Here is a 15,285-nt window from a genome sequence, read left to right as displayed (position 1 = left end):
CAGACATAGGCTGACACCCTTGCATAGAGAATTCCCATGCAAACTTTTTTTATCGCCCCCACCGATTTTGGCGTGGGTCTGACCTCCATCAGCCTCGGGCTGGTGCGCACGCTTGAACGCGCCGGGCTGAAAGTCGGCTTCTTCAAACCGATCGCCCAGCCGCACCCCGGCGACACCGGCCCTGAGCGATCCACCGAACTGGTGGCGCGCACCCACGGTCTGAAACCGCCGCAGCCGTTAGGCCTGGCGCACGTTGAACGCATGCTCGGCGACGGTCAGCTCGACGAACTGCTCGAAGAAATCATCGCCCTGTATCAGCAAGCGGCGGTCGGCAAAGACGTGCTGGTGGTCGAAGGCATGGTGCCAACCCGCAGTGCCAGTTACGCCGCGCGGGTCAATCTGCACCTGGCCAAGAGTCTGGATGCCGAGGTGATTCTGGTCTCGGCGCCGGAAAACGAAGTGCTCGCCGAGCTTTCTGGCCGTGTCGAGCTTCAGGCTCAATTGTTCGGTGGCCCGAAAGATCCGAAAGTCCTCGGGGTGATCCTCAACAAGGTCAAGACCGACGAGAGCATGGACGCCTTCGCCACGCGTCTGAAGGAGCATTCGCCGTTGCTGCGCAGCGGTGATTTCCGCTTGCTTGGCTGCATCCCGTTTCAGCCGGAACTCAATGCGCCACGCACCCGCGACGTCGCCGACCTGATGGGCGCGCAAGTGCTCAACGCGGGCGACTACGAAACCCGGCGCATGAGCAAAATCATCATTTGCGCACGAACCATGCGCAACACCGTCGAGCTGCTCAAACCCGGCGTGCTGGTGGTGACGCCGGGCGATCGCGACGACATCATCCTCGCCGTCAGCCTCGCAGCGATCAACGGTGTGCCGCTGGCCGGCCTGCTGCTGACCAGCGACACCCTGCCCGACCCGCGCATCATGGACCTGTGCCGAGGCGCGTTGCAGGCCGGTTTGCCGGTGTTGTCGGTGAGCACCGGCTCCTACGACACCGCCAATCTGCTCAATGGCCTGAACAAGGAAATCCCGATCGATGACCGCGAGCGCGCGGAGATCATCACCGATTTCGTCGCCAGCCACCTCGACGCCAACTGGCTGCATCAGCGCTGCGGTACGCCTCGGGAGATGCGCCTGTCGCCGGCAGTGTTCCGCTATCAATTGATCCAGCGAGCGCAAGCGGCGAACAAGCGCATCGTCTTGCCCGAAGGCAGCGAGCCGTTCACCGTGCAAGCGGCGGCGATCTGTCAGGAACGCGGGATCGCCCGCTGCGTGCTGTTGGCCAAGCCCGAAGACGTCGAAGCGGTCGCCCGCGCGCAAGGTATCGTGCTGCCGCCGGGTCTGGAAATCCTTGACCCGGACCACATCCGCGAGCGTTACGTCGAGCCGATGGTCGCCCTGCGCAAGAGCAAAAGCCTCAACGCACCGATGGCCGAGCAACAACTGGAAGACACCGTGGTGATCGGCACCATGATGCTTGCGCTGGATGAGGTCGACGGCCTGGTTTCGGGTGTGATCAACACCACCGCCAACACCATCCGCCCCGCCCTGCAACTGATCAAGACCGCACCGGGCTGCACGCTGGTGTCGTCGGTATTCTTCATGCTGTTCCCCGAAGAAGTGCTGGTCTACGGCGACTGCGTGATGAACCCGCACCCGAGCGCCGCAGAACTGGCCGAGATCGCCCTGCAAAGCGCCGACTCGGCGGCCGCATTCGGTATCACTCCACGGGTGGCGATGATCAGCTACTCCAGCGGTGAATCGGCTCGTGGTGAAGAAGTCGAGAAAGTCCGCGAGGCGACTCTGCTGGCTCATGAGCAACAGAATTCGCTGCTGATCGACGGCCCGTTGCAGTACGACGCCGCCGCCAACGCCGACGTCGCCCGGCAACTGGCGCCGAACAGTCAGGTCGCCGGGCGCGCCACGGTGTTTGTGTTCCCCGATCTGAACACCGGCAACACCACGCACAAAGCCGTACAACGCAGCGCCGATTGCGTCAGTCTCGGGCCGATGCTGCAAGGCCTGCGTAAACCGGTGAACGACCTGCCGCGCGGCGCGCAAGTCGATGACATCGTCTACACCATCGCGCTCACCGCGATTCAAGCCGCCAACCGACCTATGGATGTGTAAATGCTGGATTTTCTACCCGCCCCCGTGCGCGGCGTGATCGCCTCGCTGCTGTTGGCGCTCAACACGATTCTGCTGTGCTCGTTCCTGTTCTGTGTGGCGCTGGTCAAGGCCCTGCCGTTTGCCTTTACCCAGCGCATTGCCGGTTGGCTGATGAGCCACACTCACGAGGCGTGGATCAGCAATAACAAAGCCTGGATGAATCTGGTTCGGCGCACCCGCTGGCACGTCAGCGGCCTGCAAGGCCTCGACTATCAGCACTCGTACCTGATCACCAGCAACCACCAGAGCTGGGTGGATATTCTGGTGCTGCAATACGTGCTCAACCGCAAGATTCAACCGCTGAAGTTTTTCCTCAAGCAGGAGCTGATCTGGGTCCCGGTAATCGGGCTGGCCTGGTGGGCGCTGGGCTTTCCGTTCATGAAGCGCTACTCCAAGGCGTACCTGGAAAAACACCCGGAGAAGAAAGGCAAGGACCTGGAAACCACGCGCAAGACCTGCGCGAAATTCCGCCATAACCCGGTGGGGATTTTCAACTTCGTCGAAGGCACACGCTTCACCGAAGGCAAGCATGCGCAGCAGCAGTCACCGTTCAAGTACCTGCTCAAGCCCAAGGCCGGCGGGATCGCCTTTGTGCTGGATGCGATGGGCGAACAGCTGGAGTCGATCGTCAACGTGACGATTCATTATCCAGCGGGGCGTCCAGGGTTCTGGGATTTGCTCTGCGGCAATGTGCGCGATGTGGTGGTGCATTTTGAGGAAATCAAAATCCCGCCGGCATTCATCGGCAAGAACTACGACCAGGACGGCGAGTATAGATTGCAGTTCCAGGGCTGGATCAATCAGCTGTGGCTGGACAAGGATGCGTTGCTGGAGCAGATGCACCGCGAATATCCACCCAAACACTGACCCCTGTGGGAGCGAGCCTGCTCGCGAAAGCGGTGGATCAGCTTGCAAAGATGTTGAATGAGATAAAGCTTTCGCGAGCAGGCTCGCTCCACAGTTGATCGTTCCCACGCTCCGCGTGGGAATGCAGCCCGGGACGCTCCGCGTCCCTGCCGAAGCGGACGCGGAGCGTCCAATGAGGCATTCCCACGCGGAGCGTGGGAAGGATCACCCAACACTAAAAAGCCCGCCGATGATCACTCACCGGCGGGCTTTTCATTGATGGCTAACGCTTAAATCGCGCCACGCTGCCGCAACAGCTCCAGCACTTGCTTGACGCTTTCTTCCAGACTCAGCGACTGCGTGTCGATCACCAGGTCGGCGTTGAGCGGCACGTCGTACGGGAAGGATTCGCCCGGGATATTGTCGCCGCCAGCAGCGTACAGCCCTTGCGGATCACGCTCGGCGCACACGGTCGGCGAGGCCTGCACGTAGACCGTCAGCAAGCGATCCTTGCCGATCAGTTCCTTGGCCTGCTCGCGACCTTCGGCACTTGGCGCGACGAACGCGGCCAGGGTCAGCAGCCCCGCTTCGTTGAACTGACGCGCCACGTGGGCGGCTCGACGCCAGTTCTCGGTACGCCCGGCGCGATCCTGTGGCAGACCTTTGTTCAAGTCATGACGCAGGTTCTGGCCATCCAGTACAAACACCGCGCGGCCCATGTCGAACAGCTTGCGCTCGACCGCATACGCCAGGGTGCTTTTACCCGCGCCGGACAGGCCGCTGAACAGCACGGTGGCCGGTTGCTGGCCGAAGCGCTGGGCACGTTCTTCGGTCGCCACGTGCGCCAGTTTGCCGTGGTGGGTGGCGGTGCCATGGGCCACTGGCTGAGCGACGATCATGCCGGCGCCAACGGTGCCATTGGTCAGGCGATCGATGACGATGAACGCGCCGGTAGTGCGGTTGCTTTCGTAACCGTCGAGGGCGATCGGCGCGTCGAGCGCGATCTTCACCTTGCCGATTTCGTTGAGCTGCAACGCGCTCGCCGGGCCTTCTTCCAATGTGTTCACGTCGACCTTGTTGACGATGCTGGCGATGGAGCCCGGCACGTAACTGGTGGCGCGTTTGATGTCGTATTTCTTGCCCGGCAGCATCGGCTCTTCAGCCATCCACACCAGCATCGCTTCGAAGCTGTCGGTGACCGGCGGCACGTTGTCGGCATGCACCAACAGGTCGCCACGGGAGATGTCGATTTCGTCTTCCATGGTCAGGGTTACCGCCTGACCGGGACCTGCGTGTTCCAGCTCACCTTCGAAGGTGACGATGGATTTCACGCGGCTGCTCTTGCCCGACGGCAGCACTACGACTTCGTCGCCCTTGTGCACAATGCCGCTGGCCAGGGTGCCGGCGAAACCACGGAAGTTCAGGTTCGGACGGTTGACGTACTGCACCGGGAAACGCAGATCGGTGAAGTTGCGATCGCCCGCCACTTCCACAGTCTCCAGAATCTCCATCAGTGACTGGCCGGTGTACCACGGCGAGCGCTCGGACTTGTTCACCACGTTGTCGCCCTTGAGGGCAGACATCGGCACGAAGTGCATGCTGGTCGGCTTCATCTTCAAGCCTTCGGCGAACTTCAGGTAGTCGGCCTTGATCGACTCGAACACGCCTTCGTCGAAGTCCTTCAAGTCCATCTTGTTGATGGCGACGACGATGTGTTTGATGCCCAGCAACGAAGCAATGAAGCTGTGACGACGGGTCTGGGTCTGCACGCCGTAACGGGCGTCGACCAGAATGATCGCCAGGTCACAGGTGGACGCACCGGTGGCCATGTTGCGGGTGTACTGCTCATGGCCGGGGGTGTCGGCGATGATGAATTTGCGCTTGGCGGTGGAGAAATAGCGGTAAGCGACATCAATGGTGATGCCCTGCTCACGCTCGGCCTGCAGACCGTCGACCAGCAATGCCAGGTCGATGTCGTCACCGGTGGTGCCGACTTTCTTCGAATCGCGGGTGATCGCTTCGAGGTGATCTTCGTAGATCATCTTCGAGTCGTGCAGCAGGCGCCCGATCAGGGTGCTCTTGCCGTCATCGACGTTACCGCAGGTCAAAAAGCGCAGCAGCTCTTTACGTTCGTGCTGGCCCAGGTAGGCGAGGATGTCCTCGCTGATCAAATCAGAAACATGCGACATGACAGCCCCTTAGAAATAGCCTTGACGTTTTTTGTCTTCCATCGAGCCTGCGCCATCGTGGTCGATGACCCGGCCCTGGCGCTCGGAAGTTCGCGTCAGGAGCATTTCCTGAATGATGTCCGTCAGGCTTTCGGCCTCGGACTCCACCGCGCCCGTCAACGGGTAGCAGCCAAGGGTGCGGAACCGCACTTTCTTTTTCACGATGCGCGCTTTGTCTTCTTCGGACAGGTGCTCGAGGATGCGCTCGTCGTCGATCATGATCAGCGTGCCGTTCTTCTCGATCACTTCGCGTTCGGCGGCGAAGTACAGGGGCACAATCGGAATGCCTTCGAGATAGATGTACTGCCAGATGTCCAGCTCGGTCCAGTTCGACAACGGGAACACACGAATGGATTCGCCCTTGTTGACCTTGCCGTTGTAGACGTTCCACAGCTCCGGACGCTGGTTTTTCGGGTCCCAGCGGTGCTTGCTGTCACGGAACGAGTACACGCGCTCTTTGGCGCGGGATTTCTCTTCATCGCGACGGGCGCCGCCGAACGCTGCGTCGAAACCATGCTTGTCGAGTGCCTGTTTCAGGCCTTCGGTTTTCATGATGTCGGTGTGCTTGGCGCTGCCGTGGGTGAACGGGTTGATGTTCTGCGCCACGCCATCGGGGTTGATGTGGGTAATCAGGTCCAGGCCCAAGTCTTCGACCATCTTGTCGCGGAACTTGTACATTTCCTGGAATTTCCAGCGGGTGTCGACGTGCATCACCGGAAACGGCAGTTTGCCCGGGAAGAACGCCTTGCGTGCCAGGTGCAGCATCACGGCGGAGTCTTTACCGATGGAGTACAGCATCACCGGGTTATCGAACTCGGCGGCCACCTCGCGGATGATGTGGATGCTTTCCGCCTCCAGCTGTTTCAGATGCGTCAGTTTGTCGACCATGGCTACTCACGAAAGCTTTCTTATGAACGGCCAGCGGGCCGTGTTCGAGCGAAGAATCCTAGCACAGCGACCTCTTCTAATCAGGACGCCAACTAGATCGAAAGGGTATATGAATATGCCCACCAGTTCGGCCGTCAGGGCCGAACGTGGGAGCGAGCCTGCTCGCGAAGGCGGAGTGTCAGGCACCTTTGTATTGAAGGTCTGACGCCTTCGCGAGCAGGCTCGCTCCCACAGGAGTTTGCGGTGAGCTCAGATCGGGTTGGGGCAATCGATGAAGATGTGCTCAAGGGCAAAGCGCTTCGCCAGATACTCGCCCAACGCCTGCACGCCATAGCGTTCGGTGGCGTGATGGCCGGCGGCGATGAAGCTGATGTCGTTTTCCCGCGCACTGTGGAAAGTCTGCTCGGAGGCCTCGCCACTGATGAACAGATCGACCCCCGCCGCCACGCCCTGATCGATATAACCCTGGCCACCGCCGGTGCACCAACCGACGCGGCGGATCATGCCGCTGCCTTCGATCAGCAGCGGCTCGCGGCCCATGACTTCCTGCACCTTGCGCGCGAAATCCCGCGCAGTCATCGGCTCATTCAGCGAACCGACCAGCCCGACGATTTTCGGGTTGCTCGGGTCCAACGGCCCTTCAACAGTGATGTCGAGCTGACGCGCCAGTTGCACGTTGTTGCCAACGTCCGGGTGCAGATCCAGCGGCAGGTGATAAGCGAGCAGACTGATGTCGTGCTTGAGCAAGGTTTTCAAGCGGCGCTGTTTCATGCCGGTGACGCAGGGGTTTTCGCCTTTCCAGAAATACCCGTGGTGGACCAGGATCAGGTCGGCCTCGGCCTCGACGGCGGCATCGAGCAACGCCTGGCTGGCGGTGACGCCACTGACGATGCGCATCACCTGCGGGCGGCCTTCGACCTGCAAACCGTTGGGGCAATAATCGGCAATTTTCGCACTGCCCAGGTAACGGTCGGCTTCTTCGACGAGGGTGCTGAGGGCAACGGCCATGAAAGACTCCTAAATATCCCGTTCAGAGGCACGCGCGGCCTCGTATAATGCGCGACATTATGGGCGGTCTGACCTCGCCTGCAACCTTTCCAGGAACGTGCTTAATGCTCAAGGCGCTGCGTTTTTTTGGCTGGCCGCTGTTGGCCGGTGTGCTTATCGCTCTGTTGATTATTCAGCGTTACCCCGAGTGGGTCGGGCTGCCGAGCCTCGACGTCAATCTGCAACAGGCGCCACAGACCACGATCGTGCAACAGGGGCCGGTGTCCTATGCGGATGCGGTGGGCATCGCCGCGCCGTCGGTGGTCAACCTGTACACCACCAAGGTCATCAACAAACCGGCGCATCCCTTGTTCGAGGATCCGCAGTTCCGCCGCTTCTTCGGTGACAATTCGCCGAAACAGAAGCGCATGGAATCGAGCCTCGGTTCCGGGGTGATCATGAGCCCGGAAGGCTACATCCTCACCAACAACCACGTCACCAGCGGCGCCGACCAGATAGTCGTGGCGTTGAAGGATGGTCGCGAAACACTCGCACGGGTGATTGGCAGCGATCCGGAGACTGACCTGGCTGTCCTGAAGATCGACCTGAAAAACCTCCCGGCAATCACCGTCGGCCGCTCCGACAGCATTCGCATCGGTGACGTCGCGCTCGCTATCGGCAACCCGTTCGGCGTCGGTCAGACCGTGACCATGGGCATCATCAGCGCCACCGGCCGCAATCAGTTGGGCCTGAACAACTACGAAGACTTCATCCAGACCGATGCGGCGATCAACCCGGGCAACTCCGGCGGTGCGCTGGTCGATGCCAACGGCAACCTCACCGGAATCAACACGGCGATCTTTTCCAAGTCCGGCGGCTCGCAAGGCATCGGCTTTGCCATTCCGGTGAAACTGGCGATGGAAGTGATGAAGTCGATTATCGAGCACGGCCAGGTGATTCGTGGCTGGCTGGGCATCGAAGTGCAACCGCTGACTCAGGAACTGGCGGAGTCGTTTGGCTTGTCCGGGCGCCCTGGGATCGTCGTCGCCGGAATCTTCCGTGACGGCCCGGCGCAGAAAGCCGGCCTGCAACTGGGCGATGTGATTCTGAGCATCGATGGCGAGCCCGCCGGCGATGGTCGCCGCTCGATGAACCAGGTGGCGCGGATCAAACCGACCGACAAGGTGACAATTCAGGTCATGCGCAACGGCAAGGAACTGAAGCTGACCGCTGAAATCGGCCTGCGTCCACCGCCGGCACCGGTGAAAGAAAAAGAAGAGTAAAAATGTCTTCGCGCCAACGGCGCGAATAACAGACATTCTCAACGGGCATGTTATATTGTTTCAATTTTAGCAATTGGAACAACATAACATGTCGTCTCGCAAAAAGGCCTCACTGTTGGGCCTGACTCTGGGTTTGCTCTGCGATCCCGCCTTCGCCGATGAGCCGCAGCCCGTTGAGCTGGAAGCCATCAGCGTCACCTCCGACTACGAATCACCCACCGGCCCGGTCAGCGGTTATCGCGCGACTCGCTCCGCCAGTGCGACCAAAACCGACACGGCGATTCGCGATATTCCGCAAGCCATCAGCGTGGTCCCGGCCAGTGTGCTCTCGGATCTGGGCAGCAGCAGCGTGGAACGTGCACTGGATTTTGCTGGCGGCGTATCGAAGCAGAACAACTTCGGCGGCCTGACCCTTTACGAATACAGCGTGCGCGGCTTCACCACGTCCGAGTTCTACAAGGACGGTTTCAGCGCCAATCGCGGTTACCCGAGCACGCCGGATGCGGCCAATATCGAGCGCATCGAAGTGCTCAAAGGCCCGGCCGCCAGCCTTTACGGTCGGGGCGATCCTGGCGGCACGGTAAACATCGTCACCAAGAAACCGCAGCCAGAAGCGTTCACCACTGTGCAAACCAGCGCCGGCAGTTGGGACCGCTATCGCACCGCGCTGGACGTCAACACGCCCCTCGATGATCAGGGCAATGTGCTCTCGCGCATCAACCTCGCCGTAGAAGACAACAACAACTTTCGCGACCACGTCGACAGCCAGCGGGTCTTCGTTGCGCCCTCGATCAGTTGGCAGTTGAGCCCGGACACCTCGCTGCTGGTGGAGAGCGAAATCGTCCGTCACAACTCGACGTTCGATCGTGGCGTTGTGGCGCCGAACAACAAATGGAGCGGCGTATCGCGCTCGACGTTCTTGGGCGAGCCCAACGACGGCAACATCGACAACCACAACAACCTGCTCCAGGCCACTCTTGAACACCATCTGAACGACAGCTGGAAACTGCGTCTGGCCAGCCACTACAAGGAAGGCAAGCTCTGGGGCGACGCCACGGAACAACGCGCGCTGAACGCCGACGGCCATACGGTCAACCGCCGCTTGCGCGAACGCGACACGAGTTGGCACGACAGCATCACCCAACTGGAACTGCGCGGTCTGTTCGACCTCGGGCCGTGGCAGCATGAATTGCTGATCGGCACCGAGTACGAGAATTACCGCAAGGACGAACGCGTCACCACCATTGCTGGCGGCCCCTACGCCATCGACATCTATAAGCCGGTCTACGGCCAGCCGAAACCCAACGGCGCACGCTCGGGCACCGACTTCTTCGAACACGTCGAAAGTCATGCGCTGAATCTGCAGGACCAGATCATCTTCACCGACAAGCTGCGCGGCATGGTCGGCGCGCGCTTCGAGCACTTCGATCAGCGCATCGACGATCACAGCCGCAACGCCAAAAGTCAGCAACGCCACGACGCGCTGACTCAACGCGCCGGCCTGCTCTATCAGCTCACGCCTAATACCGGCCTGTTCGCCAACGCCTCGACTTCGTTCAAACCGAACAACGGCCTGGATGCATCGGGCAAATCCTTCGACCCGGAAGAAGGTGTCGGTTACGAAGTGGGGATCAAGAACGAACTCTTCGATGAGCGGGTGAGCAGCACCCTCGCCTTCTTCCACATCGACAAGGAAAACGTCCTCGCCCTCGATCCGGGCACCGACACCAGCCGCGCCATGGGCAAGGCGCGCAGTCAGGGTTTCGATTGGCAAGTGAGCGGCCAGGTGACCGACGCGATACGGGTCATCGGCGCCTTCGCCTACATCGACGCCGAGGTGACCAAGGGCGACGCGACCATTCCCACCGGCAGCCGCATCCTCGGCGTGGCCAAACGCAGCGGCAGTCTGCTGGGCGTCTATGAATTTCAGGATGGCCGTCTGCGCGGTTCAGACGTCGGCGCAGCGTTCACCTACGTCGGCGATCGCTCGGGCGAATCCGGCAGCGACTTCGAATTGCCGGCCTACCAGACCGTCGACTTGCTCGCACATTACAAGGCCAGCGACAACGTCACGGTCGGCCTGAACCTGAACAACATCTTCGACGAGAAATACTACGAGCGCTCCTACAGCAACTACTGGGTCAACCCCGGCGAGCCGCGCAATTTCACCGTAAGCCTGACACTCAACCTGTAAAAGGACGTCACCATGCACTACGGCAAATCCCTTCTGCTCATCGCTGCGCTATTCACCGGCCAAGTGTCGGCCCACGGCCTGTGGACAGAGGAACGACGCGGCAACATCGAAGTGATCTACGGCCACGGCGCCGAAGATAACGCCTTCAAGGCACAAAAAGTCAGCGGTGCCTGGGCTTATGACGCAAGCGGCAAAATGATCCCGGTCAGCGTCGAGCGCCTGGCCGATCATGCCCGTTTGAAACCATTGAAGCCGCCGGCGGTGATGGCCGTGGCGCTGAATAATGGCATGTGGGCGCAGACGGCGGACAAGAAGTGGATCAACGAAGGACGCAGCAAAGTGCCCGGCGCTACCGAGGCCACGCAGACCTTCAAGTACAGCCTGTCGATCTATCAGCCGGGGGCGAAATTGCCGAAACTGGACCAGATCAAACTGCTGATCCTGCCGGAGGTCGATCCGCTGACGGTCGGGCCGGGCAAATCGTTACCGGTGCGGGTGCTGCTCGATGGCAAACCGGCGGCAGGTGTGAAGTTATATGGCGACTATCGCAGCGCGCCAAACACCCTGAGCACCGAGACCGACAAGGACGGGCGTGCGCAGGTGCTGGTGCGTAATGAAGGGTTGAATGTGATTGCGGCGCAGGTTGAAGTGCCGGTGAAGGACAGTGTGGATGTGGACAGTCGTGGGTTGTTCAGTTCGCTGACATTCGTTGGCGAGCCGCATCACGAATAAAAGCACACCCTCACCCCAGCCCTCTCCCGGCGGGAGAGGGAGCCGACCGAGTTGTCTTGCGGGATACATCGACCTGAAAGACCGAGTTGATTATGGATTCAATACAAATCGTTCAAGTCGGTGAACCTCTGCAATATTCCCATTCAGTCCCCTCTCCCTCTGGGAGAGGGGCCGACCGAGTTGTCTTGCGGGATACATCGACCTGAAAGACCGAGTTGATTATGGATTCAATACAAATCGTTCAAGTCGGTGAACCTCTGCAATATTCCCATTCAGTCCCCTCTCCCTCTGGGAGAGGGGGCCGACCGAGTTGTCTTGCGGGATACATCGACCTGAAAGACCGAGTTGATTATGGATTCAATACAAATCGTTCAAGTCGGTGAACCTCTGCAATATTCCCATTCAGCCCCCTCTCCCTCTGGGAGAGGGGGCCGACCGAGTTGTCTTGCGGGATACATCGACCTGAAAAACCGAGTTGATTATGGATTCAATACAAATCGTTCAAGTCGGTGAACCTCTGCAATATTCCCCATTCAGTCCCCTCTCCCTCTGGGAGAGGGGGCCGACCGAGTTGTCTTGCGGGATACATCGACCTGAAAGACCGAGTTGATTATGGATTCAATACAAATCGTTCAAGTCGGTGAACCTCTGCAATATTCCCCATTCAGTCCCCTCTCCCTCTGGGAGAGGGCTAGGGTGAGGGGCTTTTGCTTTTAGAGGTCGCCAAGGCCGTCGATCAACGCCTGATTCTGCTCCGGCGTACCCACCGATATCCGCAAGAACTGCGCAATCCGTTCCTGCTTGAAGTGCCGCACGATCACGCCCTGCTCGCGCAGCTTGGCCGCCATGCCCGCCGCATCATGCTGCGGGTGGCGAGCGAAGATGAAGTTGGCCGCCGACGGCAGCACTTCAAAGCCTTTAGCCTGCAACTGCGCCACCACCCATTCGCGGCTCTCGATCACCTGACGACAGGTCTTGTCGAAATACTCGCGATCGGCAAAAGCCGCCGCCGCGCCGACAATCGCCAGACGATCCAGTGGATAGGAGTTGAAGCTGTTCTTGATCCGCTCCAACGCCTCGATCAGATCCGGGTGCCCTACCGCCAGACCGACACGCAGGCCGGCCAGCGAGCGTGACTTGGACAGCGTCTGCGTCACCAGCAGGTTCGGATAGCGATCCACCAGATTGATCGCCGTCTCGCCACCGAAGTCGATGTACGCCTCATCCACGACTACAACCGAATCTGGACTGGCCTTGAGGATTTGCTCGACGGCGTCCAGCGCAAGCAGGCATCCGGTCGGGGCGTTCGGGTTGGGGAAAATGATCCCGCCATTCGGTTTGGCGTAGTCGGCCGGGTTGATCTGGAATTCCGCATCCAGTGGCACCGCATCGAATTCAATGCCGTACAGACCGCAGTAGACCGGATAGAAGCTGTAGCTGATGTCCGGGAACAGCAGCGGCTGATCGTGTTGCAGCAGACCGTGGAAGATGTGCGCGAGCACTTCGTCCGAACCGTTGCCAAGGAACACCTGACTGGTTTGCACGCCGTAATATTCGGCCACGGCGTTTTTCAGCAGATCACTGTTCGGGTCCGGATACAGGCGCAAGTTGTCGTTGAGTTCGGCTTGCATCGCCGCCAGCGCTTTTGGCGACGGGCCATACGGATTTTCGTTGGTATTGAGCTTGACCAGTTTGGTCAGCTTCGGCTGTTCGCCCGGCACGTAGGGCACCAGATCCTTGACGAACGGGCTCCAGAATTTACTCATCGCTCAGTTCCCCTGCCCTTTCAGAAAGTCTTGGTCTTTGATGCGGTATTCGGCGCTGCGCGCGTGGGCGCTCAGCGATTCACCACGGGCGAGTACCGATGCAGTTTTGCCCAGCTCGGAAGCGCCGGCCTCGGAGCAGAAGATGATCGACGAGCGCTTCTGGAAGTCGTAGACGCCAAGCGGCGAGGAGAACCGCGCGGTGCCGGAAGTCGGCAACACGTGGTTCGGACCGGCGCAGTAATCGCCCAACGCTTCGGAAGTGTGGCGGCCCATGAAGATCGCACCGGCGTGACGAATCTGCGGCAACCAGGCTTGTGGATCGGCGACCGACAACTCCAGGTGTTCCGGGGCGATACGATTGGCGACTTCGATGGCCTGGGCCATGTCAGTGACCTGGATCAGCGCACCACGGCCATTGATCGAAGTTTCGATGATGGTCGCGCGGTCCATGGTCGGCAGCAGTTTGTCGATGCTCGCGGCTACCTTGTCGAGGAACTCGGCATCGGGGCTGACCAGAATCGCTTGCGCGTCTTCGTCGTGCTCGGCCTGGGAGAAAAGGTCCATGGCGATCCAGTCCGGATCGGTCTGGCCGTCGCAGACCACAAGAATTTCCGAAGGGCCGGCGATCATGTCGATGCCGACCTGGCCGAACACATGACGCTTGGCCGTGGCGACGTAGATGTTGCCCGGGCCGACAACCTTGTCGACACGCGGCACGCTTTCGGTGCCGTACGCCAGTGCGGCAACCGCTTGCGCGCCGCCGATGGTGAACACGCGGTCGACACCGGCGATGCAGGCAGCGGCCAGCACCAGCTCGTTGATTTCACCGCGCGGGGTCGGCACGACCATGACCACTTCGGTCACGCCGGCCACCTTCGCCGGAATCGCGTTCATCAATACCGACGACGGATACGAAGCCTTGCCACCTGGCACGTACAGGCCGGCACGATCCAGTGGCGTGACTTTCTGGCCGAGCACCGTGCCGTCAGCCTCGGTGTAGCTCCAGGAATCCTGCTTCTGTTTTTCGTGATAGCTGCGCACGCGGGCGGCGGCTTTTTCCAAGGCCTCGCGTTGCGGCACCGTGATGCGGGTCAGGGCCAGTTCGAGACGCTCGCGCGGCAGGATCAGATCGGCCATCGAGGCGACTTCAAGACCGTCGAACTTCTGGGTGAACTCGACCAGCGCCGCGTCACCGCGCTCGCGCACAGCCTTGATGATGTCGAGCACGCGCTGATTGACCGAGTCGTCAGACACACTTTCCCAGCTCAGCAGATGATCCAGATGATGCGCGAAATCCGGGTCAGCAGCGTTGAGTCGGCGAATTGCAGTCGGTGCGGTCATAGCGAGAGCCTCATAGGAATTGGCAAAAAACTCAGGCGCCCGAAACTAGCATTCGATCCGCTTGGGCACCTGAGAATTCTGGCTATGAGGCGGATAGACGGCGCGGCCTCGGGCCGCGCTGGTAGATCAGCCGCGGTGTCGCGATTCCACTGCGTTGCGCAGGGTGTCGATCAACGCCTGGATTCGGGCGTGCTGCATTTTCATTGAAGCCTTGTTGACCACCAGACGCGAGCTGATCGTGGCGATCAGTTCCTGTGGCTCCAGGCCGTTGGCGCGCAGGGTGTTACCGGTGTCGACCACGTCGATGATCTTGTCGGCCAGCCCGATCAGCGGCGCCAGTTCCATCGAGCCGTACAGCTTGATGATGTCGACCTGACGGCCCTGCTCGGCGTAATAACGCTTGGCAACATTAACGAACTTGGTCGCCACGCGCAGACGGCCCTTGGGCTCGACCGCGCCGATCTTGCCGGCGGTCATCAGCTTGCACTGGGCGATCTGCAGGTCCAGCGGCTCGTACAGGCCCTGGCCGCTGTATTCCATCAGCACGTCCTTACCGGCGACGCCGAGGTCGGCCGCGCCATGCTCGACATAGGTCGGCACGTCGGTGGCACGCACGATCAGCAGACGCACGTCGTCCTGGGTCGTGGGAATGATCAGCTTGCGGCTCTTGTCCGGATTCTCGGTCGGCACGATGCCCGCTTCAGCGAGAAGCGGCAGAGTGTCGTCAAGGATGCGGCCCTTGGACAGTGCGATGGTCAACATGGGAAACGTCAGTCCTTATCAAGGTACTCATGCCCGGTCGCAATCGGCGCCGGACACACATCGAGGGTGCGTACACCCTCGAC

General features: G+C 60.5%; 11 protein-coding genes. 5 read left to right on the top strand and 6 right to left on the bottom strand.

The genetic code is table 11. The features are described from left to right. Positions 1–36: 36 nt before the first annotated feature. Together pta and AB9L16_RS03965 are read left to right on the top strand one after the other, a co-directional pair. A complete protein-coding gene (pta, locus tag AB9L16_RS03970; RefSeq protein WP_024011632.1) occupies positions 37–2,136 on the top strand; it encodes a phosphate acetyltransferase in 2,100 nt (699 codons plus the stop codon). Next, positions 2,137–3,042: an acyltransferase gene (locus AB9L16_RS03965; RefSeq protein ID WP_150636116.1), complete on the top strand. Its 906-nt coding sequence runs from the start codon at positions 2,137–2,139 to the stop codon at positions 3,040–3,042. Positions 3,043–3,311: 269 nt separating this feature from the next. Here the strand turns inward: AB9L16_RS03965 and cysN are convergent, their stop codons facing one another. From cysN to AB9L16_RS03950, 3 genes are all read right to left on the bottom strand, one after another. After that, positions 3,312–5,210, bottom strand: coding sequence for a sulfate adenylyltransferase subunit CysN (gene cysN, locus AB9L16_RS03960; RefSeq protein WP_073473760.1), 1,899 nt, complete (start codon positions 5,208–5,210; stop codon positions 3,312–3,314). A gap of 9 nt (positions 5,211–5,219) precedes the next feature. Continuing rightward, positions 5,220–6,137: a sulfate adenylyltransferase subunit CysD gene (cysD, locus tag AB9L16_RS03955; RefSeq protein WP_056782962.1), complete on the bottom strand. Its 918-nt coding sequence runs from the start codon at positions 6,135–6,137 to the stop codon at positions 5,220–5,222. Between the two features lie 249 nt (positions 6,138–6,386). Further along, positions 6,387–7,145: a Nif3-like dinuclear metal center hexameric protein gene (locus AB9L16_RS03950; protein WP_056782960.1), complete on the bottom strand. Its 759-nt coding sequence runs from the start codon at positions 7,143–7,145 to the stop codon at positions 6,387–6,389. A 104-nt stretch (positions 7,146–7,249) separates the two neighbouring features. On the opposite strand from AB9L16_RS03950, the gene algW reads away from it, so the two are divergent. From algW to AB9L16_RS03935, 3 genes are all read left to right on the top strand, one after another. Then, entirely contained in the window at positions 7,250–8,407 is a 1,158-nt protein-coding gene (gene algW, locus AB9L16_RS03945) for a Do family serine endopeptidase AlgW (protein WP_016770590.1), read from the top strand. Between the two features lie 88 nt (positions 8,408–8,495). Then, the gene (locus AB9L16_RS03940) at positions 8,496–10,601 is read left to right on the top strand and encodes a TonB-dependent siderophore receptor (RefSeq protein WP_375123131.1); all 2,106 of its coding nucleotides are present in this window, start codon (positions 8,496–8,498) and stop codon (positions 10,599–10,601) included. A gap of 12 nt (positions 10,602–10,613) precedes the next feature. Beyond that, positions 10,614–11,333: a DUF4198 domain-containing protein gene (locus AB9L16_RS03935; protein WP_375123130.1), complete on the top strand. Its 720-nt coding sequence runs from the start codon at positions 10,614–10,616 to the stop codon at positions 11,331–11,333. Positions 11,334–12,046: 713 nt separating this feature from the next. Here the strand turns inward: AB9L16_RS03935 and hisC are convergent. The 3 genes from hisC to hisG all read right to left on the bottom strand — a co-directional run bounded on the left by hisC (position 12,047) and on the right by hisG (position 15,202). Continuing rightward, a complete protein-coding gene (hisC, locus tag AB9L16_RS03930; protein ID WP_375123129.1) occupies positions 12,047–13,099 on the bottom strand; it encodes a histidinol-phosphate transaminase in 1,053 nt (350 codons plus the stop codon). Positions 13,100–13,102: 3 nt separating this feature from the next. Further along, a complete protein-coding gene (gene hisD / locus AB9L16_RS03925; protein ID WP_041477986.1) occupies positions 13,103–14,440 on the bottom strand; it encodes a histidinol dehydrogenase in 1,338 nt (445 codons plus the stop codon). 126 nt (positions 14,441–14,566) lie between these two features. After that, entirely contained in the window at positions 14,567–15,202 is a 636-nt protein-coding gene (hisG, locus tag AB9L16_RS03920; RefSeq protein ID WP_095180378.1) for an ATP phosphoribosyltransferase, read from the bottom strand. Positions 15,203–15,285 lie beyond the last annotated feature (83 nt).

The organism is Pseudomonas sp. LW8, assembly GCF_041956865.1.
In the GTDB taxonomy this organism is placed as follows: domain Bacteria; phylum Pseudomonadota; class Gammaproteobacteria; order Pseudomonadales; family Pseudomonadaceae; genus Aquipseudomonas; species Aquipseudomonas siliginis.
Note: the sequence above shows the minus strand (reverse complement) of the source record. Positions and strands in the feature narration are given on the sequence as shown.